The organism is Streptomyces sp. NPDC003027, assembly GCF_053591435.1.
Map to the genome: position 1 here is coordinate 179,122 of NZ_JBSFTU010000005.1, position 19,130 is coordinate 198,251.

21 protein-coding genes and 1 tRNA gene are annotated in these 19,130 nt (G+C 72.4%); 9 read left to right on the forward strand and 13 right to left on the reverse strand.

Features of this window, described 5'->3' with window-relative positions:
• Positions 1 to 64: 64 nt before the first annotated feature.
• Both ACWDX6_RS06660 and ACWDX6_RS06665 read right to left on the reverse strand, forming a co-directional pair.
• Entirely contained in the window at positions 65 to 301 is a 237-nt protein-coding gene (locus ACWDX6_RS06660; RefSeq protein WP_137992288.1) for a DUF397 domain-containing protein, read from the reverse strand.
• The gene (locus ACWDX6_RS06665; protein WP_451483846.1) at positions 302 to 1,165 is read right to left on the reverse strand and encodes a helix-turn-helix domain-containing protein; all 864 of its coding nucleotides are present in this window, start codon (positions 1,163 to 1,165) and stop codon (positions 302 to 304) included.
• Positions 1,166 to 1,408: 243 nt separating this feature from the next.
• Here ACWDX6_RS06665 and ACWDX6_RS06670 point away from each other — a divergent pair, with 243 nt between their 5' ends.
• From ACWDX6_RS06670 to ACWDX6_RS06680, 3 genes are read left to right on the forward strand one after another with little or no spacing between them, the layout of a single operon-like run.
• A complete protein-coding gene (locus ACWDX6_RS06670) occupies positions 1,409 to 1,855 on the forward strand; it encodes an ATP-binding protein (RefSeq protein WP_451483847.1) in 447 nt (148 codons plus the stop codon).
• A gap of 5 nt (positions 1,856 to 1,860) precedes the next feature.
• Entirely contained in the window at positions 1,861 to 2,307 is a 447-nt protein-coding gene (locus tag ACWDX6_RS06675; RefSeq protein WP_451483848.1) for a hypothetical protein, read from the forward strand.
• Positions 2,276 to 2,986: a class I SAM-dependent methyltransferase gene (locus ACWDX6_RS06680; RefSeq protein ID WP_451483849.1), complete on the forward strand. Its 711-nt coding sequence runs from the start codon at positions 2,276 to 2,278 to the stop codon at positions 2,984 to 2,986. Before ACWDX6_RS06675 ends, ACWDX6_RS06680 begins: the two co-directional genes overlap by 32 nt.
• Before the next feature lie 81 nt (positions 2,987 to 3,067).
• Here ACWDX6_RS06680 and ACWDX6_RS06685 read toward each other — a convergent pair.
• Positions 3,068 to 3,155 (reverse strand) — tRNA-Leu (locus tag ACWDX6_RS06685).
• A 246-nt stretch (positions 3,156 to 3,401) separates the two neighbouring features.
• Here ACWDX6_RS06685 and ACWDX6_RS06690 point away from each other — a divergent pair.
• The gene (locus ACWDX6_RS06690; RefSeq protein WP_451483868.1) at positions 3,402 to 4,673 is read left to right on the forward strand and encodes a DUF2254 domain-containing protein; all 1,272 of its coding nucleotides are present in this window, start codon (positions 3,402 to 3,404) and stop codon (positions 4,671 to 4,673) included.
• Here the strand turns inward: ACWDX6_RS06690 and ACWDX6_RS06695 are convergent, their stop codons facing one another.
• The 3 genes from ACWDX6_RS06695 to ACWDX6_RS06705 form a co-directional block, all read right to left on the reverse strand.
• Complete coding sequence (locus ACWDX6_RS06695) at positions 4,674 to 5,459, reverse strand: class F sortase (protein WP_451483850.1); 786 nt, start codon at positions 5,457 to 5,459, stop codon at positions 4,674 to 4,676.
• Positions 5,460 to 5,616: 157 nt separating this feature from the next.
• A complete protein-coding gene (locus ACWDX6_RS06700; RefSeq protein WP_451483851.1) occupies positions 5,617 to 6,225 on the reverse strand; it encodes a hypothetical protein in 609 nt (202 codons plus the stop codon).
• A 226-nt stretch (positions 6,226 to 6,451) separates the two neighbouring features.
• Positions 6,452 to 7,402, reverse strand: a complete 951-nt coding sequence (locus ACWDX6_RS06705) for a beta-ketoacyl-ACP synthase III (protein WP_451483852.1) — start codon at positions 7,400 to 7,402, stop codon at positions 6,452 to 6,454.
• Between the two features lie 271 nt (positions 7,403 to 7,673).
• Here ACWDX6_RS06705 and fdhD point away from each other — a divergent pair, with 271 nt between their 5' ends.
• Positions 7,674 to 8,525, forward strand: a complete 852-nt coding sequence (fdhD, locus tag ACWDX6_RS06710; protein ID WP_451483853.1) for a formate dehydrogenase accessory sulfurtransferase FdhD — start codon at positions 7,674 to 7,676, stop codon at positions 8,523 to 8,525.
• Between the two features lie 81 nt (positions 8,526 to 8,606).
• Here the strand turns inward: fdhD and ACWDX6_RS06715 are convergent, their stop codons facing one another.
• From ACWDX6_RS06715 to ACWDX6_RS06725, 3 genes are read right to left on the reverse strand one after another with little or no spacing between them, the layout of a single operon-like run.
• Positions 8,607 to 8,993, reverse strand: coding sequence for a (2Fe-2S) ferredoxin domain-containing protein (locus ACWDX6_RS06715; protein WP_451483854.1), 387 nt, complete (start codon positions 8,991 to 8,993; stop codon positions 8,607 to 8,609).
• Complete coding sequence (locus ACWDX6_RS06720; RefSeq protein WP_451483855.1) at positions 8,990 to 9,511, reverse strand: isochorismatase family protein; 522 nt, start codon at positions 9,509 to 9,511, stop codon at positions 8,990 to 8,992. Before ACWDX6_RS06720 ends, ACWDX6_RS06715 begins: the two co-directional genes overlap by 4 nt.
• A gap of 28 nt (positions 9,512 to 9,539) precedes the next feature.
• Positions 9,540 to 10,592, reverse strand: a complete 1,053-nt coding sequence (locus ACWDX6_RS06725) for a bile acid:sodium symporter family protein (protein WP_451483856.1) — start codon at positions 10,590 to 10,592, stop codon at positions 9,540 to 9,542.
• Between the two features lie 332 nt (positions 10,593 to 10,924).
• Between ACWDX6_RS06725 and ACWDX6_RS06730 the strand changes: the two genes are divergently transcribed.
• Both ACWDX6_RS06730 and ACWDX6_RS06735 read left to right on the forward strand, forming a co-directional pair.
• A complete protein-coding gene (locus ACWDX6_RS06730) occupies positions 10,925 to 12,754 on the forward strand; it encodes an AMP-dependent synthetase/ligase (protein WP_451483857.1) in 1,830 nt (609 codons plus the stop codon).
• 205 nt (positions 12,755 to 12,959) lie between these two features.
• A complete protein-coding gene (locus ACWDX6_RS06735; protein WP_451483869.1) occupies positions 12,960 to 13,754 on the forward strand; it encodes an aldo/keto reductase in 795 nt (264 codons plus the stop codon).
• Positions 13,755 to 13,938: 184 nt separating this feature from the next.
• On the opposite strand, the gene ACWDX6_RS06740 is transcribed toward ACWDX6_RS06735, so the two are convergent.
• On the reverse strand, positions 13,939 to 14,898 hold the full coding sequence (locus tag ACWDX6_RS06740; RefSeq protein WP_451483858.1) for an NADP-dependent oxidoreductase: 960 nt from the start codon (positions 14,896 to 14,898) through the stop codon (positions 13,939 to 13,941).
• Positions 14,899 to 15,012: 114 nt separating this feature from the next.
• On the opposite strand from ACWDX6_RS06740, the gene ACWDX6_RS06745 reads away from it, so the two are divergent.
• Positions 15,013 to 16,014 carry a GlxA family transcriptional regulator gene (locus tag ACWDX6_RS06745; RefSeq protein WP_451483859.1) on the forward strand — a complete coding sequence of 334 codons (1,002 nt, stop codon included), beginning with the start codon at positions 15,013 to 15,015 and terminating at the stop codon, positions 16,012 to 16,014.
• A gap of 123 nt (positions 16,015 to 16,137) precedes the next feature.
• On the opposite strand, the gene ACWDX6_RS06750 is transcribed toward ACWDX6_RS06745, so the two are convergent.
• Positions 16,138 to 17,010 carry a class I SAM-dependent methyltransferase gene (locus ACWDX6_RS06750; protein WP_451483860.1) on the reverse strand — a complete coding sequence of 291 codons (873 nt, stop codon included), beginning with the start codon at positions 17,008 to 17,010 and terminating at the stop codon, positions 16,138 to 16,140.
• Between the two features lie 257 nt (positions 17,011 to 17,267).
• The gene (locus ACWDX6_RS06755; RefSeq protein WP_403291555.1) at positions 17,268 to 17,573 is read right to left on the reverse strand and encodes a 4a-hydroxytetrahydrobiopterin dehydratase; all 306 of its coding nucleotides are present in this window, start codon (positions 17,571 to 17,573) and stop codon (positions 17,268 to 17,270) included.
• Positions 17,574 to 17,664: 91 nt separating this feature from the next.
• Between ACWDX6_RS06755 and ACWDX6_RS06760 the strand changes: the two genes are divergently transcribed.
• On the forward strand, positions 17,665 to 18,477 hold the full coding sequence (locus ACWDX6_RS06760) for a helix-turn-helix domain-containing protein (protein WP_451483861.1): 813 nt from the start codon (positions 17,665 to 17,667) through the stop codon (positions 18,475 to 18,477).
• A 5-nt stretch (positions 18,478 to 18,482) separates the two neighbouring features.
• Here the strand turns inward: ACWDX6_RS06760 and ACWDX6_RS06765 are convergent, their stop codons facing one another.
• Positions 18,483 to 18,896, reverse strand: a complete 414-nt coding sequence (locus tag ACWDX6_RS06765; protein WP_451483862.1) for a hypothetical protein — start codon at positions 18,894 to 18,896, stop codon at positions 18,483 to 18,485.
• Between the last annotated feature and the right edge of the window lie 234 nt (positions 18,897 to 19,130).

Consider the following 19,130-nt stretch of genomic DNA (forward strand, 5'->3'; position numbering starts at 1 on the left):
CGGCGGAGAGGAACGGCGGTCGGGGCAGCAAGAGTTACCCGACGGTAGGGTGTGACGGAAGGGGTCAGGTGAGCAGAAAGTCGGCTTGGCCGGATTTCGCGCCCTGGATGAAGGCGGCGATCTCCCCGTGGGTGTAGATGAGCGCGGGTCCCTCAGGGTCTGCGGACTGCCGCACGGCGACTCTGCCGTCGGCCAGTTTCATGGCCTCCACGCAGTTGCCCCCGTTCCCGCCGCTCCACGGCTTGTGCCAGCCCTCGGCACCGAGATCCGCGGCGGGCATGCCGTTGTATATGCGATCCATTCACAGCTCCTTGCGGAGATTCCGGAGAATCTCCTTCGTGCGTTGCGCAGTCGCGGCCTGGGCCGCCATGCGGTCCATGACCTCGAGGTGTGAGGACACCTCGGGGCGCGCGTCGAGGTAGACGGCGCCGGTCAGGTACTCGCTGTAGACCATGTCCGGGAGTTCCGGCACGGCGAAGCGGAAGAGGACGAACGGTCCGTAGGTGCCGGGGTGGTGGCCGGACGCGAACTCCGCGATCTGCAGGGTGACGTTCGGCAGCTCGGACGCTTCGAGCAGCCGGTCGAGCTGGTCGCGCATCACTCGGGGCCCGTCGCCCACCGGTCTGCGGAACACCGTCTCATCCATGATCACCCAGAACTTCGGCGCGTCGTCCCTGGTCAGCAGGGACTGCCGCTCCATGCGCAGGGCTACATGGCGTTCGGTCTCCTCGGCGTCGCCGCCGCCGACGGCCCCGCCGCGCAGGATGGCGCGGGCGTATCCCTCGGTCTGCAGCAGACCGGGGACGAACTGCGGTTCGTAGGCCCGGATGAGGCTCGCGGCCCCCTCCAGGCTGACGTACATGGAGAACCAGCCGGGCAGCACATCGTGGAACCGCTGCCACCAGCCGGGCAGGTTGGCCTCCTCGGCGAGGGCGATGAACCCCTCCGCCTCGGAGTCCGTGATGCCGTACGCCTTCAACAGGAGCTGTACGTACGGGATCTTCAGCGCGACCTCGGCCGTCTCCATCCGGCGGATGGTGGCCGGGGCGACCCGGAGGATCTTGGCGGACTCCTCACGCTTCAGGCCGGCCCGCTCGCGCAGGTCCTGCAATCGCTTACCGAGAACGACCTGTCCCACCGTGGGGGCGGACCGCGGCTCGCTCACTCCCAGACCTCCCCGACGCGCTGTTTGGACCGAGTGTGCCATGAGGAGGGCCAGAGAGAACACAGCACTCTGCAATTTTCACAGTGCCACTTGCCAAGTGTCCGCTACGGGAGCAGAGTGTTCCGGTGAACCAGTACGCGCTGCTGCCGCGCGTCGCCACGGTGGGGGCGACGCACGGCACTGCTTACCCACTGTTGTGAGGAACCGGTCGTGGCTTCTGGTAACGCGCTCCCCTCAGACCTCATGAGCCCTCGCGTCACGCCCCAGCACCCACGGACCGACACCTCCGGCGTTCGCCGGTTCGCCTTCGAGCTCCCGGCCCGCACCGTGTCGGTGGCGCGCGCCCGCCGGCTGGCGGAGGAGCGCCTCATCCTCTGGGGCTGCGATCCGGAGATACGCGACACGGTCACGCTCATCGTCTCCGAGCTGGTCACCAACGCCGTCGTGCACACCGCGAGCCGCCGCATCGTCTGCGAACTGCGCGAGGGGGAGGAGCAGTTGCGCATAGCGGTACGGGACGAGGGCGGCGCGGCCGATCCGCTGATACGCGACTGCGGCGAGGAGGAACGCGGCCGGGGCCTGGTCCTGGTGGACGCCCTGTGCGGCGCCTGGGGTGCGGAGAGCACCGGCCACGGGACGGCCCGAATCGTCTGGGCGGAACTGGCCCACGGCACGGGGCAGCCGTGCTGAGGTCGATGGCGACACCGCTGACGCCGCGGCCCCGCAGGGCGGCGGCCGCGGACGCGACGCGTCTGGCCGTTCCCGCGGGCTTCTCGACCGCTCTGGGCTGCGACGCGGTGGGAGTGCCGGCCCGCTACGGATTCCGCGTCCTGTCCCGGCTGCCCGCGAAGGGCTGCGTCTACGCGGACACCGACTGGTGGTGGTGGCTGGTCCCGGCCGGCTCCGACCTGGACCTCCGGTGGCCGATGCCGGCCTGCTACGCCCACGGGGCCGAGATCCCCGACCGCCACCCCCGCCTGATCCACCACCCGGACGGCCTGTCCCCGTACACTCCGCCGATCCCGCTCTACCTGCTCGTCTGCCAACTGACCGGCATCGCTCCGTCCTGGCCCGTACAGGACGGGCGGGGCGACGGCGTAGTGTCGGCACATGTTCACCCCCCAGGGCCCGACGCTCCGTGAGCTGGCCGTGCAGGCGCTCTCCTCGGTGGAGCACGGCTACGACCTGCTGGCGACGAAGTTCGACGAGACCCCTTTCCGCACCTCTGACCGCCTCCTGGACGCGGTGATCGAGACTCTCCGCCCGCTGGGCCCGTTCGGCGCGGGCCTCGACGTGTGCTGCGGTACGGGCGCGGGCCTGCGCGTCCTGGAGGAGGTGTGCACGGGCCGGGTCACGGGCGCCGACTTCAGCGCGGGCATGCTGGCGCGGGCGCGGCACGCCCACCCCACGGCCACTCTGGTCCGCGCGGACGCCCTGGCTCTCCCCTTCGACGCGGCCTTCGACCTGGCGGTCAGCTTCGGCGCCTTCGGCCACTTCCTGCCGGAGGAGCAGCTGCCGCTCTTCACCCGGATCCACGCCGCCCTCCGCCCGGGCGGCACGCTGGCCTTCCCGCTCCCGGCCCCGCCCAGGGTCGGTTCCCTGCCGTACTGGACCCTGTTCGGCTTCGACGCCGTGATGCGTGTGCGGAACGCGGTGCGCCGGCCACCGTTCGTCATGTACTACCGCACCTTCCGCCTCGCGGACGTCCGGGCGAACCTGGAGCGGGCGGGCTTCGCGGTGGACCTGCTGCCGATGGAGTCCCTGGGCCGCCGGGAGGACGGCAGCCCGCGCTGCCGGCTGGTGGTGGCGCGCAGGTCATAGCGCTTCACGGCAGGACGTGGCACTCGAGTCGTGGAAAACGAAGAGTGCCGGTCGAGAGAGATCTCGACCGGCACTCCTGCGTGGTGTCCGAGGGGGGACTTGAACCCCCACGCCCGATAAAGGGCACTAGCACCTCAAGCTAGCGCGTCTGCCATTCCGCCACCCGGACCAGGTGTCTTGCCGCTCCGGGGTGTTCCCCCGCGGCGACATGGACAACTCTACCAGGGGTTCGAGGTGCCTTTCACCGGCGTTTCCCGTGGTCAGTGACGTGCGGTGGCCTCGCGTTCCTTGATCCGGCGGGCAGCGCGACCTCCGGTCACGCAGCGTTTCAGGGCGTGTACGTCAGGTAGCGAGAAGGGGAGGGGCCGACTAGCCTGCCCCGGTGACTCACCTCTCCGAGTACCGCAGGCCGCGGATGCTGTCTCCGCTGCGTGAGCATCTGCGCGACACTTTCTGGTTCGCGCCGGTCGTGGCGATGGCGAGCGTGCTGCTGCTGTGGGCCGCCGCCTCGGAGCTGGACACCGCGATCGTCGCGACGCTGCAGGAGGAGGGTGCGTACGACGAGGTCGGCGAACTGATCGGGATCGTCAAGGACGCCAAGACGATCGTGACGACGATCAGCTCCGCGATGATGACGTTCATCGGTGTCGTCTTCTCGATCTCGCTGGTCGCGGTGCAGATGGCGAGCGGCCAGTTCAGTCCCCGGGTGGTGCGGATCTTCATCAGGAGCCGGATCACCAAGGCGACGTTCTCGGTCTTCCTGGCGACGTTCCTGCTGTCGCTGCTCGTGCTGACCTCGTACGACGGCGTGGCCGATCCGCGGTACGTGTCGACCGTGCCGCTGGTGCAGTCGCTGCTGACGCTGGCGATGGTGGGGCTGAGCCTGCTGCTCTTCGTGGCGTACGTGAACACCACGCTGCGGCTGATGCGGGTGGGGCATGTGGTGGACCTGATCGCGACGGAGTCGTTCCGGGTGCTGACGAAGCAGCCGCGGTACGAGGGTGGGGCCGGGGAGCTCGGGGCCGCGACGGCGTTCGTCGTGCACCGGGGCCGTGCCGGGGTGGTGCGGGATGTGAACGTCGCGGTGCTGGTGCGGGCGGCCGCCCGCAACGGGGTCGTGCTGCGGCTGCTGCCGAGGATCGGGGATTTCGTGGTGCCGGGCACACCCGTGCTGGCCGTCCACGGGGAGGGCCGGGTGCCTCACCGGCTGGCGTCGGCGGTCTCCGTCGGCATCGAGCGGACGTTCCACCAGGACGTCGGTTTCGGGCTGCGGCAGCTGGCGGACATCGGGCTGCGCGCCCTGTCCCCCGCCGTGAACGACCCGACGACGGCGGTGCAGTGTCTGGACCGGATCACGCAGCTGCTCGCCGTGGTCGCGGCCCGGCCGCTGGGCGCGGTCCACCATCGCGACCGGAAGGGGAAGGTCCGACTGGTGCGGGACGTGCCGGGGTGGACCGATCTGGTGGATCTGGGGTTCACGGAGCTGCGGGGGTGTGCGGCCGGCAGTCCGCAGGTGTCCCGGCGGATGCTGGCGGGCCTCGACGATCTGCTGACGCTGGTTCCGGAGGAGCGGCGGGAACCGCTGGTCCGGCACCGCGCGCTCCTGGTGCGGCTGGTGGAGCGGGTGGTGCCGGAGGCCGCCGACCGCGATTTCGCTCTGGAGGCGGACCGGCAGGGGATCGGCTGATCACCGAGGGTGCGGCCCGCCGACGCTTGTTCCGGCGTCTGCCGGGACGGCCACGGACCGCCGTGGGGTGGCGGACCCGCGGCTGATCGGCCGCGATGCCGGGATGCGGACGTCGACGAGGCGGGCGGAGACGACGATGTTGTCCTCGTAGCCGGTGCGCTGCGCGAACGCGCCGCCGCAGGTGATCAGGCGCAGTTCCGGACGCGAGGTGTTCCGGTAGATCCGCTCGGCCGGGAAGCGGTCCTTGGGGACGACCTCGACGCCGTACACGGAGAAGACGGCGGTCCTGCCGTCCGCACGGACGATCTCGACGTGCTGCCCCTTGTCCAGGGCGCCGAGGCGGAAGAAGACGGCTCGCCCGTCGGGGGTGTCGACATGGCCGACCACGACGGCGGTGCCCTTCTCGCCCGGGGTGACGGCGCCGCCGAACCAGCCGGCGAGGTTCTTCTCGTACGCCGGCGGGGTGTCGATCCAGCCCTCGGAGTCGAGGCCGACCTCCTTGAGGGGCGCGTCGACGCGGATGGAGGGGACGCGGACGCGTTCGGGGCGCGAGGCGGGCAACGGTCCAGGGGCACGGGGGGCGTCGGTGGCGTTCCGCGCGTCGTTCCGGGGGGTTCGGCCGGCGGCGAGGCCGGCGTGGTCGGGGGCGGCCGCGGCGGAGGGGCGCGGGGGGCCGCCGGCGCGCCACTCCCGCGTTCCGTCGCGCACCAGATGCACCCCGACGAGCAGGACGATGATCACGACGCCCCACGCGCCGCGCCTGCTCGTACCGTTCGACCCGTGCACGACCGCTCTTTCCCGTGGCTCCCTCGGCTCCGTGACCGCCGTGTGTGCCGTGACTTCCGTGTGTGCCGTGACTTCCGTGTGCGGTGGTGCCCCTCCGCGTCCCGGGCCTCGTCACCCCGGGGGCGGAGGGGCCGTTTCCGTACCCCTGATGTCCGGTTCAGGTGGGGTCGTCCCGGCTGGGGCGGCGCAGCAGAAGGAGACCGCCACCGAGAGCGCCCGCGATCAGCGCGGTGCCCGTGACCACCTCGGCCGTGCCGAGTTCGCCGGAGGCACCGCCGAAGCCGGCCTTGACCCCCTTGTGCGCGCCCGGACCGGTGGGGGTGGCGGCTGGGGTGTCGCCCGGGTGGTGGCCGCCGGGTCCCTTGGTGATGGTGAGCGGAGCCGTGCCCCGCTCGCCATCACAGTCGAACGTGACCTCGTACTCCGCGCCGGCCTTGGCGTCCGCGTCGACCGTCGCGGTGCCGGGAACGCCTTCGTGGAGGGTGACGGTGTCGAAGACTCCGGACTCGACGGTGACGGACGGCACCTCGCAGCCCTCGGACATCAGGGTGACCGTGCCGCCGGGGGCGACGGCCGAGGGAGAGACGGAGAAACCGAACGACGTGATGTCCTTGCCGGAACCGGAGCCGGAGGCGGGACCGGTACCGGGACCGGTACCGGGATCGGTGCTGGTGCTGGTGCCGTCGTCGGCGATCACCGGGGACGCGCCGAGCGAGACGGCCCCGGCGGCCAGCAGGGCGGCGAGAGCGGCACGTATCGCGCGCATGACGGTCCTCCAGATCACGCGAGGGACGCACGCGGACCGGCTCCGCGGGCGGCGGGAGACAACCCTCGCCACGATCGAAGCTAGGTCGGCCCCCGGACCCCCGCCACCGGGCTCCGCCGAACGGGGAGCGCGGTGCCGAGCGGTGAGGGTGGGCCGGCCGCGCTGCCGACCGGCTCTCGCACCCCGCGCGCGCCGCCGACAGGCCGGTCGAACCCGTTCCTGCGCCCTACGGAACGCGGACGACCTGCCCGGCGTACGACAGGTTCCCGCCGAAGCCGAACAGCAGCACCGGCGCCCCCGACGGCAGCTCGCCGCGCTCGACCAGCTTCGAGAGGGCGAGGGGGATGGAGGCGGCCGAGGTGTTGCCGGAGTCGACGACATCGCGGGCCACGATCGCGTTGACCGCGCCGATCTTGGCGGCGAGGGGCTCGATGATCCGCAGGTTGGCCTGGTGCAGCACCACTCCCGCGAGCTCCTCGGGCGTGATCCCCGAGCGCTCGCACGTCTGGCGGGCGAGGGCGGGGAGCCGCTGCGTGGCCCACCGGTAGACGGACTGGCCCTCCTGGGCGAAGCGCGGCGGCGTGCCCTCGATGCGGACGGCGTGGCCCATCTCCGGCACCGAGCCCCACAGGACCGGCCCGATGCCCGGGTCCCGCCCGTCGTCGGCCGTCGCCTCGACGACGGCCGCGCCGGCGCCGTCGCCGACGAGGACGCAGGTGGTGCGGTCGGTCCAGTCCGCCACCGCGGTCATCTTGTCGGCGCCCACGACCAGGGCCCGGCGGGCGGCTCCCGCGCGGACCGCGTGGTCGGCGGTGGCGAGGGCGTGGGTGAAGCCGGCGCAGACCACGTTGAGGTCCATGGTGGCGGGCGACGGCATGCCGAGCCGGGCGGCGACGCGGGCCGCCATGTTCGGGGAGCGGTCGATCGCGGTGGAGGTGGCGACCAGGACGAGGTCGATGTCGGCGGGGTCCAGTCCGGCGCCGGCGAGCGCCTTGCCGGCCGCGTGCGCGGCGAGCTCGTCCACCGGCTCGTCCGGGCCCGCCATGTGCCGGGTCCGGATACCGACCCGGCTGCTGATCCAGGCGTCGCTGGTGTCGACCAGCGCGGTCAGATCGTCGTTGGTCAGCACCTTGGCGGGCTGGTAGTGCCCGAGCGCGGCGATACGAGTGCCCGTCATGCCCGGGACCCCCTTGGGTTCGGATGGCGCGTGGTTCACGCAGGAACCACCCAGTGTCGCCAGCGACTGATCGGTAACCGGGCACGTGAACCACCAAGAAACACCGGCACCTGTTGGGCGACCGTGACAACGCGGGGCGAGCGGGCGGCTCCGGCAGGGGCCGATCGTGGGGCGGCGAGGTCTACGGTGTGCGACCTGACCCAGCCCCGCACGCATGTGCAGGACAATGAGATCGTCGAGGCCGCCAGAGACAGAATCGGGTGTAGTCACCATGGGACGGGTCACCGAACGACGGCGCGTCGTCCGTATCCGCGCGGGGGCGGTGACCGAGCGCCCGGACACTCTGGTGGCCGAGGAGCCGCTGGAGATCCGGCTGAACGGCAGACCGCTCGCCATCACGATGCGGACGCCGGGTGACGACTTCGCGCTCGCGGCCGGGTTCCTGGTGAGCGAGGGAGTCCTCGGCGCGGCCTGCGACGTACGGAACATCGTGTACTGCGCGGGCGCCGGGGCCGACGGCACGAACACGTACAACGTGGTGGACGTCCAGCTGGCGCCCGGTGTCCCCGTCCCGGACATCACGCTGGAGCGCAACGTGTACACGACGTCGTCGTGCGGGCTGTGCGGCAAGGCGAGCCTGGACGCGGTACGGACCACCGCGCGGTTCCCGATCGCCGACGCTCCCCCGGTCCGGGTCACGCCCGAGCTCCTCTCCGGCCTCCCCGACCGGCTGCGGGCCGCGCAGCGGGTGTTCGACCGGACGGGGGGCCTGCACGCGGCGGCGCTGTTCTCCGAGGACGGCGAGCTGCTCGACGTGCGGGAGGACGTGGGCCGCCACAACGCGGTGGACAAGCTGGTGGGCCGCGCGCTGCGCGAGGACCGGCTGCCGCTGGGCCGCTCGATCCTGCTGGTCTCGGGCCGGGCCTCGTTCGAGCTGGCGCAGAAGGCGGTGATGGCGGGCATTCCGCTCCTGGCGGCGGTGTCGGCGCCGTCCTCGCTGGCCGTGGACCTGGCGGCGGAGACCGGTCTGACGCTGGTCGGCTTCCTGCGCGGCCCGGACATGAACGTGTACGCGGGCGAGCACCGGATCGCCCTCGACGAGGCCGCGGCCTCCCGGGGCTGACCGGTCCCCCCACCGCCCGGGCCGGCCCGCCGGCCGGCGGGCAGCGCCGCGCGCGCTGCTTCCGGCCGGCTCCGGCTCAGGTCACTGGTTCTTCGGGGGGTCGATCATCTGGAGGGTGAGGGTGGCGGGCGGTTCGGCGAGGCCGGGGCCGCCCGCGGCCGTCCAGGCGAGGATGTCGTCGAGGCAGTCGTCGTCCGCGGTCCAGCCGATCCAGGCGGCCCGGCCGCCCCGGCGGCGGCCCTCGGTGGAGGGCTGGACGACGACGACGTTGGCCTGCGCGCACGGGCCGAGGCAGTCGCTGGTACGGACGGCCAGCCGGCCGCCGGAGGCCGCGGCGGCCGCGCGGAGCCGGGCGAGCTGGCCGGCGTGGTCGATGCCGGGGTTCTTGCGGGCGTCGCCGCAGCAGCAGCCCCGGCAGACGACCAGGGAGCAGGGGCGGGCGCCGTAACGTATCGGCACCCGGCTCACTCGGGACCGTCCAGGGTGATCTCGGCGGCCTGGGCGACCGTGCCGAGGCGGGGGAAGTCGAGGGCGACGGAGGCGTGGTGCTCGTCGGCGGTGAAGGCCGTCATGGCGTCCTCGGCGAAGACGAGGTCGTAGCCGAGGTCGCAGGCGGCGCGCGCGGTGGACTCGACGCCGAGGTTGGTGGCGATGCCGCCGAACACCAGGGTGGTGACGGAGCGCTCGGCGAGCAGTGCGTGGAGTCCGGTGTCCTGGAATCCGCCGATGGTGCGCTTGACGACGACCGGGTCCCCGTCGTGGACGGGGTCGGGGACGAGGTCACTGCCGGGCGGCTGGGTGCCGACGTGAGGGCGCTCCACCCTGATGTGGACGACGGGGGCGCCGGCGGCCCGGAAGGTCGCGGCCAGCCGGGTCGCGGCGGCGACGACGTCGGTTCCGGGGCGGGGGGCGAGGGGCAGCGCGACGATGCGTTCCATCAGGTCGACGAGGACGAGCGCGGTGCGGCCGGGATCGAGTGCGGGCATGGGAGCACGGTAGCCGCCCCGTTGATCATCAGGGGCGGGGCCTGGTGGTGATCCGGCCACCCGAGGGGGCGACGGACGGCTCACGATCCGGACCGGCGGCGGGCGGCTCGGGGTCCCGCGCGCGGCGCTTGGCGATGACCGCGCAGACGATCAGCTGCATCTGGTGGAAGAGCATCAGCGGCAGCACCGCGAGCGACGCCTGCGCCCCGAACAGCACACTCGCCATCGGAAGGCCGGCCGCCAGGCTCTTCTTCGAACCGGCGAACTGGATCGCGATCCGGTCCTCGCGTCCGAAGCCGAGCCGCTTCGCGCCGTACCAGCTCAGCGCCAGCATCACCGCGAGCAGCACGGCCTCCACCGCGAGCAGCAGCGCGAGCCGCGCCGGGGTGACCTGGTGCCAGATGCCGGCGACCATGCCCAGGCTGAAGGCCGTGTAGACGACGAGCAGGATCGAGCCCCGGTCGACACTGCCGAGCACCGTCTTGTGGCGGACCAGGAGCCCGCCCAGCCAGGGGCGCAGCAGCTGGCCGGCCACGAACGGCACGAGCAGCTGGAGCACGATCCTCAGGAGCGAGTCGGCGGTCAGGCCGCCCGTGCCGCCGCCGAGCAGCGCGGCCGCGAGCAGCGGCGTCAGCACGATCCCGGCGAGGGAGGAGAAGGAGCCCGCGCAGATCGCGGCGGGCACGTTCCCGCGGGCGATCGAGGTGAACGCGATCGAGGACTGGATGGTGGAGGGCACCAGGCAGAGGAAGAGGAACCCGCTGTACAGCGAGGGCGTGAGCACCGTCGGAACGAGCCCCTTCGCGGCCAGGCCGAGAAGCGGGAAGGCCAGGAAGGTGCAGGCCAGGACGGTGAGGTGGAGCCGCCAGTGCCGCAGCCCTTCGAGGGCCTCGCGGGTGGATAGCCGGGCACCGTAGAGGAGGAAGAGCAGGGCGATGGCGGCCGTGGAGGCGCCGTTCGCGACGTCGGCCGCGGTCCCCCGGGCCGGACACAGCGCGGCGAGGCCGACCGTGCCGAGGAGCGCCAGGATGTACGGGTCGATCGGCAGCCAGGACGGCAGAAGGGTCGTACGGCTGCTCATGTGCTCCACTGCTCTCGGACGGCGGTCGTGCCCCCCCATCCTGCTCCCCGCCTCGGAGATCGGGGAACCCACGGGTCCGCTTGTGCCCGTGTCGGTCGGATCCGCGCGCCCGTGATCGGTCCGTACAGATTCCGTGGAGATTCCCGGCCGGGCTGCTTACCCGTCAGTCAGTAACGGTCGGCACACCTCCGCCGCATGCTCCCCTTTCCCGGCCTGACCTGTGCGTATGCCCAATGTCCCGACTTGGTGAACCCCCTGCCTTCGCCCTGTCGGGTGGGGTACCGTCACCCGCGCCGTACGGAGCGCGACAACGAGCGGTCGAGGAGCAGTCTTTGCGCGAGTTCACCGTGCCGCCCATCGAGGCGGCGCCTCAGATCGGCGGCCTGGCGGACGCCCTGTTCGATCGCGCCCAGCAGACTCCGGACCACGTCGCCTTCGGCCGCAAGGACGCGCGGGGGCAGTGGCGGGACGTGACCTCCGCGCAGTTCCGGGACGAGGTGCTCGCCCTCGCCAAAGGGCTGATCGCGCACGGTGTGCGCTTCGGCGACCGGGTCGCCATCATGGCCAGGACCCGCTACGAATGGACGCTCTTCGACTTCGCGCTGTGGACCCTGGGCGCGCAGCCCGTGCCGATCTACCCCACGTCCTCCGCCGACCAGGTCTCCTGGATGCTCCACGACGCCGAGGTCACGGCGTGCGTGGTGGAGCACGAGGACCATGCGATGACCATCGGGTCGGTGGTCGACCGGCTGCCGCGGCTCCAGCGGCTGTGGCAGCTGGACGCCGGCCGGGGCGCGGTCGCGGAGCTGGTCGAGGCGGGGGCGGGGATCGACGAGGACGTGGTGCACCGGCACCGGCGGGCGGTGACACCGGAGTCCATCGCGACGATCATCTACACCTCGGGCACCACCGGCCGCCCCAAGGGCTGTGTGATCACGCACTCCCACTTCATGTTCGAGACCGACATGCTGGTCGGCCGCTGGGAGCCGGTGTTCCACTCCAAGCCGGGTGACGAGGCGTCGACGCTGCTCTTCCTGCCCCTCGCCCACGTCTTCGGGCGGATGGTGGAGGTCGCGGCGGTGCGGACGGGCGTGAAGCTGGGTCATCAGCCGGCCCTGACGGCGTCCGCGCTGCTGCCGGATCTGGCGTCGTTCCGGCCGACGTTCATCCTGGCGGTCCCGTACGTCTTCGAGAAGGTCTTCCAGGCGGCCCGTCGCAAGGCGGAGGGCGACGGGAAGGCGGGCCCCTTCGAGAAGGCCGTGGAGGTGGCGGTCGCGTACGCCGAGGCTCTGGAGCACAAGGCGTTCGGGCTCGGTCCCGGGCCTTCGGCGGCGCTGCGGGTGCGGCACCAGTTCTTCGAGAAGGTCGTGTACGGGAAGGTCCGCGAGGCCATGGGCGGGCGGGTCCGCCACGCCATGTCGGGCGGTTCGGCGATGGACCGCCGGCTGGGCCTGTTCTTCGAGGGCGCGGGGGTGACGGTCTTCGAGGGGTACGGCCTCACGGAGTCCTCGGCGGCGGCCACCGCCAACCCGCCCGGGCGGGTGAAGTACGGCACGGTCGGCCAGCCCATCCCGGGGACGACGGTGCACATCGCGGAGGACGGGGAGGTATGGCTGCACGGCGGCCAGATCTTCTCGGGGTACCTGAACGATCCCGAGGCCACCGCCGCGGTGCTCAACGACGGCTGGCTGGCCACGGGGGATCTGGGTGCGCTCGACGAGGAAGGCTATCTGACGATCACCGGGCGGAAGAAGGAGATCCTGGTGACGTCGAACGGCAAGAGTGTCTCGCCGGCCGGTCTGGAGGAGCGGGTGCGGGCGCATCCGCTGATCGCCCAGTGCATCGTGGTGGGCAACGACCGGCCCTACATCGCGGCGCTGGTGACGGTGGATCAGGAGGCGGTCGAGCACTGGCTGGCGATGCAGGGGCGGATGCCGCTGCCACCGGCCGAGATGGTACGGGACCCGAGCCTGGAGACGGAGATCCGGCGGGCGGTGGTGGCGGCCAACACCCTGGTCTCGCAGGCGGAGTCGATCCGTACCTTCCGGATCCTGGCGCACCCGTTCAGCGAGGAGCACGGTCTGCTCACCCCGTCGCTGAAGCTGAAGCGGAAGGCGATCGAGAAGGCGTACGCGGCGGAGGTCGAGGCCCTGTACGGCTGACCGGGCGCCACCGCGCCGCCCTGCCGCGTACCCGCGGGCTCGACGCGTCGGCCGGTTACGACGGAACGCGATCCGACCGGTCCGGCGGAATGCGATCCGGTCCCCGATCGTTGACCCTGGGAGTACCACCCGACGACGTAAGGATCGACCGCACGTGAGCACGGACAACAAGGTCCCTTCCCTCACCCTGAACAACGGCGTGCAGATGCCCCAGCTCGGCTTCGGCGTCTGGCAGGTGCCGGACGACGAGGCGGCGACGGCGGTGACCACGGCCCTGGAGGCCGGCTACCGCTCCATCGACACGGCCGCGATCTACGAGAACGAGACGGGCACCGGCCGGGCCGTCGCCGGTTCCGGAATCCCGCGCGACGAACTGTTCGTCACCACCAAGCTGTGGAACACCGAGCAGGGTTACGACTCGACCCTGCGCGCCTTCGACGCCTCGCTCGACAAGCTGGGCCTCGACTACGTCGACCTGTACCTGATCCACTGGCCGGTGCCGGCCAAGGACGCCTATGTCGACACGTACAGGGCGTTCGAGAAGATCCAGGCCGACGGCCGCGCCCGGGCCATCGGGGTCTCGAACTTCCTCCCCGAGCACCTGGAGCGGCTGATCGGGGAGACCTCGGTCGTGCCCGCCGTGAACCAGATCGAGCTCCACCCGCATCTGCAGCAGCGGGCCTCCCGCGCGGCGCACGCCGCGCACGGCATCGCGACCGAGGCGTGGTCGCCGCTGGGGCAGGGCAAGGGCCTCCTGGAGGTTCCGGCGATCGTCGCGATCGCCCAGAAGCACGGCCGCACCCCGGCCCAGGTGGTGCTGCGCTGGCATCTGCAGACCGGGAACGTGGTCATTCCGAAGTCGGTGACCCCGTCCCGTATCCGGGAGAACATCGACGTGTTCGGCTTTGTCCTGGACGACGAGGACATGGCCGCGATCGCCGTCCTCGACGAGGACCGGCGCCTGGGCCCGAACCCCGGCGAGTTCAACCTCGGCGCCTGAGCCGCGCCGTCTCAGCGGGCGGAGCGCCGTCTCAGCGGGCGGAGCGCCGTCTCAGCGGGCGGAGCGCCGTCTCAGCGGGCGGAGCGCCGTCTCAGCGTGCGGAGCGGGTGCCGGCCCGGCTGCGGCCGGCCGGCACCCGCTCCGCCGCGCCGGCCGACCCCGTACTCCGGCGGGCGGGCCGCGTTCAGACGACGGTGAGGACGATCTTCCCGCGCGTACGGCCCGACTCCCCCAGCTGGTGCGCCCTCGCCGCCTCCGCCAGCGGCAGCACCGTGGCGACCTCGGGGCGCAGCCGTCCCGTCTCCACCAGCTCCGCCAGGGCGAGCAGCCCCGCGTAGTCCGGCTCGACGAGGGTGAAGCCGGTGCGGATGCCGCGCTCCGTCGCCGGCGGAACGGCGTCGGGCGACGGCAGTGTCACCAGCGTGCCGCCGTCGCGGAGCACCCGCAGCGAGCGGGTGCCGTAGTCGCCGCCGTAGCAGTCGAGGACGATGTCCACGTTTTGTACGGTCTCGGCGAAGTCGGTCGTCGTGTGGTCGACCGGCTCGTCGACGCCCAGCGCGCGCAGGAAGTCGTGCTTGGCGGCACTGGCCGTACCGATGACGTACGCGCCGCGGGCCTTGGCGATCTGGACGGCGAGGTGTCCGACGCCGCCGGCCGCCGCGTGGACCAGGACCCGCTGCCCGGCCCGGAGCGCGGCGGTTTCGGTCAGCGCCTGCCAGGCGGTGAGCCCGGCCAGCGGCAGCGCCGCGGCCTCGACGTGGGAGAGGGCGGCGGGTTTGCGGGCGAAGTGGCGGGCCGGGCCGGTGACGTACTCGCCGTAACCGCCCGCCTGGCGCGGGAACGCGGGCATGCCGAAGACCTCGTCACCGGGCGCGTACAGGGTGACGCCGAGTCCGACGGCCTCGACGACGCCGGAGACGTCGTAGCCCAGGACCGGGGTCTCGTCCCACATGCCGAAGCCTCCGGTGGCCCGGGACTTCCAGTCGACCGGATTGAGGCCGGCCGCGTGGACGCGGACGAGGATCTCGGTCGGGCCGGGTTCGGGGCGGGCCACGCGGGTCTCGGTGAGGACCTCGGGACCGCCCCACTCGGTGGCGGTGATCGCGCGCATGGTGGCCGGGGCGGCGGTGGGCATGTCGTTCATCAGGGGGTTGCTCCTGTGCGAGGGGTACCGGTGCGTTCCCGGCACGTACCAGCCTCGGGGAGATCGCGCGGCTCCCGTACTGGCCAGCAGGCCATGATGTGACAGAATCTGGCCATGCCGCTTTCCCTCCCGCCGCCTCACCGGGTCGCCGTCCTCGCCCTGGACGGTGTGATCCCCTTCGAGCTGGGGATTCCGTCCCGGATCTTCGGCTCGGCCCTCACCGAGGACGGCTCACCCCTCTACGACGTGCGGGTCTGCACGCTCGACGGTGGCCCGGTCCGCACGTCCGACGGCTTCTCGATCGCCGCCGCGCACGGCCCGGAGATCCTGGCGGAGGCCGGCACCGTCGTCGTTCCGCCGACGCACGAGCTGCGCACGCGCGCGGAGGACGGCTCGCTGGGCGCCGAGCTGACGTCGGCGCTCGAGCGGATCGGGCCCGGTGCGCGGACCGTCTCCATCTGCACGGGCGCGTACGCCCTCGCCGCCGCCGGCCTGCTCGACGGCCGGCGCGCCACCACCCACTGGAACGAGGCCGCCCATTTCCGGTCGCTCTTCCCGCGCGTCCGGCTCGACGAGAACGTCCTGTTCGTGGACGACGGTGACGTACTGACCTCGGCCGGGGCGGCGGCCGGGGTCGACCTCTGCCTCCACCTGGTGCGGCGGGACCACGGCAGCGCCACGGCCAACCAGGTCGCCCGGCGCTGTGTCGTCCCGCCGTGGCGGGACGGGGGGCAGGCGCAGTACATCGAGCGGCCCGTCCCCGGGCCGTCCTCGGCCACCACCGCGCCGACCCGCGCCTGGGCTCTGCAACGCCTGGACCGGCCGCTGACCCTGGCCGAGCTCGCGGCGCACGCCGGGATGAGCGTACGGACCTTCACCCGCCGCTTCCGCGACGAGGCGGGGACGACGCCGGGACAGTGGCTGACCGCCCAACGGGTCGAGTTCGCGAAGCAGTTGCTGGAGACCAGCGACCTGACGGTCGACCACATCGCGGACCGGACCGGCTTCGGCAGCGGCAATTCGCTGCGTCAGCACATGCGCGCCCTGGTCGGCATCTCCCCGGCCGCCTACCGGCGCGCCTTCCACCGGACGAGGGACGAGGAGTACGCGCGGTGAGTGGTTCGAGGAGCGGCCCGCCGGCCACGTTCCGTACCCGGTAGAGACCCTCTTCGACCGACGACAACGCGGCGAGGCGCGGTGCCAGACCCCGCGAGCCCGGCATGATCCCAACGAAAGACCCTAGCCCTTGCGGGCCGTGTGGAGCGTGCGGGCGGTGAGCCGGAACAGGTCGTCGCGGTGGTGCAGGGACAGCGGCTCGGAGGGGTCGAGGAGCCGGTCCAGGGCCTTCCGGTCGTCGGCCGCCAACTGGTCGCCGACGCTGCGCTGACGCTCGAAGTGGGCGAGGACCTGCTCCCGGACGAACGGGGAGACGGGGGCGGGGCTGTCGGCCAGGAAGGTGCGGGTGCCGGCCGGGGTCAGGCCGGCGGCGGTGAGGAGGGCGCGCCAGTCGTCGATCTCGTCCTTGGAGTCGGGCACCTCCGCCCGCATCCGGCCGAACCGTTCGGCGTTAAGCGCGTCGAGCCGGGCCTCGAGGCCCGGGCGGCCGATGCCCTGGTTCCACGGGAGGTGGCGGCCGGGCAGCCCGCCCTCGACGAGGACCATGAGGCCGCCGGGACGCAGACGCGCGGCGAAGGAGGCGAGCGCGGCCCGCTGGTCGCCGATGTGGTGCAGGGAGTTGCCGGCCCAGATGAGGTCCGCCTCGCCCAACCGGTCGATGTCATCGGGGAGTTCGGCGAGCAGGGTGGAGACGCGGTGGCCGAGCCGGCGGGACTCGGCGCGGGCCGCCGCACGCTCCAGGAGCTGCGGGGTGCCGTCAACGGCGACGGCCTCGGCCTCCGGGAAGGCCTCGGCGAGGAGCGTGGTGATGACGCCCGGCCCGCTGCCGACGTCCAGGATCCGGCGGACGCCGACCGGCGGGACGAGGGTGCCGAGCCAGCGGGCCGCCTCGGTGTAGAGAGGGCTCTCGACCTCGGCCTGGCGCTCCAGGAGCGTCGCCATCTCGGCCCAGTCCGGAGAGGTGCTGTCGTGGTGGTGGTGAGGGTGTCGGCTCATGACGACAGCGTGCGGCGAAGCGGCCCGGAAGCGCGAGGATTATTGCCGTTCCGGCAAAGAATTCACCCCCGTTCCCCGGTGCTCGCACGGGCTGGCGGAAGTGGCCAGCGCCTGACCGGAGTGCCCCCGCGCCGCACGGCGGGCCGGGGTCGGCCGAGGCGCCGGACCGCCGGGGCCGCGATCGACTCCGGGTGAGGAAGCCCGGCGCCGTGGCCCAGCGACGGCGACGTCCGCCCGTACGGCCGACGCCACGGCCGTCAGTCGGCCCCGTGCGTCGGGGCGATCGCCTGTACGCGCTCCGCCAGCTCGAAGTCCTTCTCGGTCACCGCGCCCCCGGCGGAGTGGGTCTGCACGGAGACGGCGACGGTGTTGTAACCGAGCGTCAGGTCGGAGTGGTGGTCCAGTTCCTGCTGGATCTGGGCCACATGGACGACCATGGCGGTGGCCGCGAAGTGGTCGCCGAGGCGGTAGGTGCGGGTGATCCGGTCGTCCGTCAGGGACCAGCCGGGGAGCTCTCGCAGCCGGTCCTCGATCTCCTTCTGCGACAGCGGCTCTGTGGGCATGTCCGTACTCCCTCCGGTCGGGGTTGCTGACGGTGACGATACGGTCCCGGGGACTCGATACCCGGGCCGACACCTGGGTTACCGTCTGACCATGACAACTCTCGCGACCGACACGGGCGTAGGGCCGCTTCTGCGGGGCTGGCGCGAGCAGCGGCGGCTGAGCCAGTTGGAGCTCGCGCTGAGGGCGGATTCCTCGGCCCGGCACATCTCGTTCATCGAGACGGGCCGCTCCCGGCCGAGCGAGGAGATGATCCTGCGTCTCGCCGACCATCTGGAGGTGCCGGTACGGGAGCGCAACGCGCTTCTGCTCGCGGCGGGTTACGCCCCCCGGTTCACGGAGTCGGCGCTCGACGGGCCGCGTCTGGAGTCGCTGCGAGAGGGGATCGGCCGGCTGCTCGCGGGCTACGACCCGTTTCCGGCGCTCGTGGTGGACGGCTCGTACACGGTGGTGGCGGCCAATCACGGCATCGGGCTGCTGATGGCCGGGCTTCCGGAGCACCTGCTCACCCCGCCGATGAACGCGATGCGGATCACGCTGCACCCGGAGGGCCTCGCCCCGCGGATCCGGAACCTGCGGGAGTGGCGGGGGCATCTGCTGGACCAGATGGAGCGGCAGATCGGCCTGGCCCGCTCGGAGGCGCTGCGCACCCTGTACGAGGAGGTGGCGGCGTACCCGTTGCCGGAGGGGTCCGGGGACCCGGAGGACCGGGAGGACCCGGAGCCGTACCCCTACTTCGCGCTGCCGATGCGGATCGAGCACGACGGGCGGGTGCTGTCGTTCGTGTCGTCGATCTCGACGTTCAACACGCCGATGGACGTGACGGTCGCCGAGCTGGCCATCGAGACGTTCCTCCCGGCCGACCCGGAGACGGTCGCGTATCTGCGGTCGCTGCCGACGCCGTAGCCGCCCTACGCCGCGGCCCGCAGGGCCGACCACTGGAGTGCGGCGAAGCCGGCGACGGTGGTGGCCTGCAGCGGGGTCCACACCAGCCCCGCGGTGGTGGGCTCCAGCCAGGCCGAGAGGGCGACGACACTGAGCACGGCCCAGAGGATGTTGGCGTCGACGACGAGTCTCACGCCGAGGGCCGGGGGCTGCCGGCGGCTCGCCAGCCAGGCGACGCCCGCGGCGAACGCGGTGAGGAAGATGCCGAGTCCGAGCAGGAGTGCCGGGCCGACTCCGAGCAGCTCGCCCAGCGGCTGGGAGGCGGCGACATAGGCGAGGCCGTTGGCGCCGGTGACCACGGCGTCGAGGGCGAGGAAGCGGCGCACCATGGAGTGCGGGCGGGTGGTGCGGGAGAGACCGGCGAGCAGGGCCTGGGACATGACGGATCACCCTCCGTGGGAGACGTTCGCGCTGGTGGCGGCCCCGGAGCTCGGGCGGAGTGCGCCGCCCGAGCTCCGGTGGACACCACGATGCCGCCTCAGGGGGCGGGGGTCGATGACGTCCCAGGTAATGCGGGCTAGCGCCAGATGGTCTGGATCGAGTCGAGCTGGACCCAGGTGATGGGGTTGCCGCTGTTGGCGCCGAAGATGGTCACCGTTCCGGCGGGGCTGATC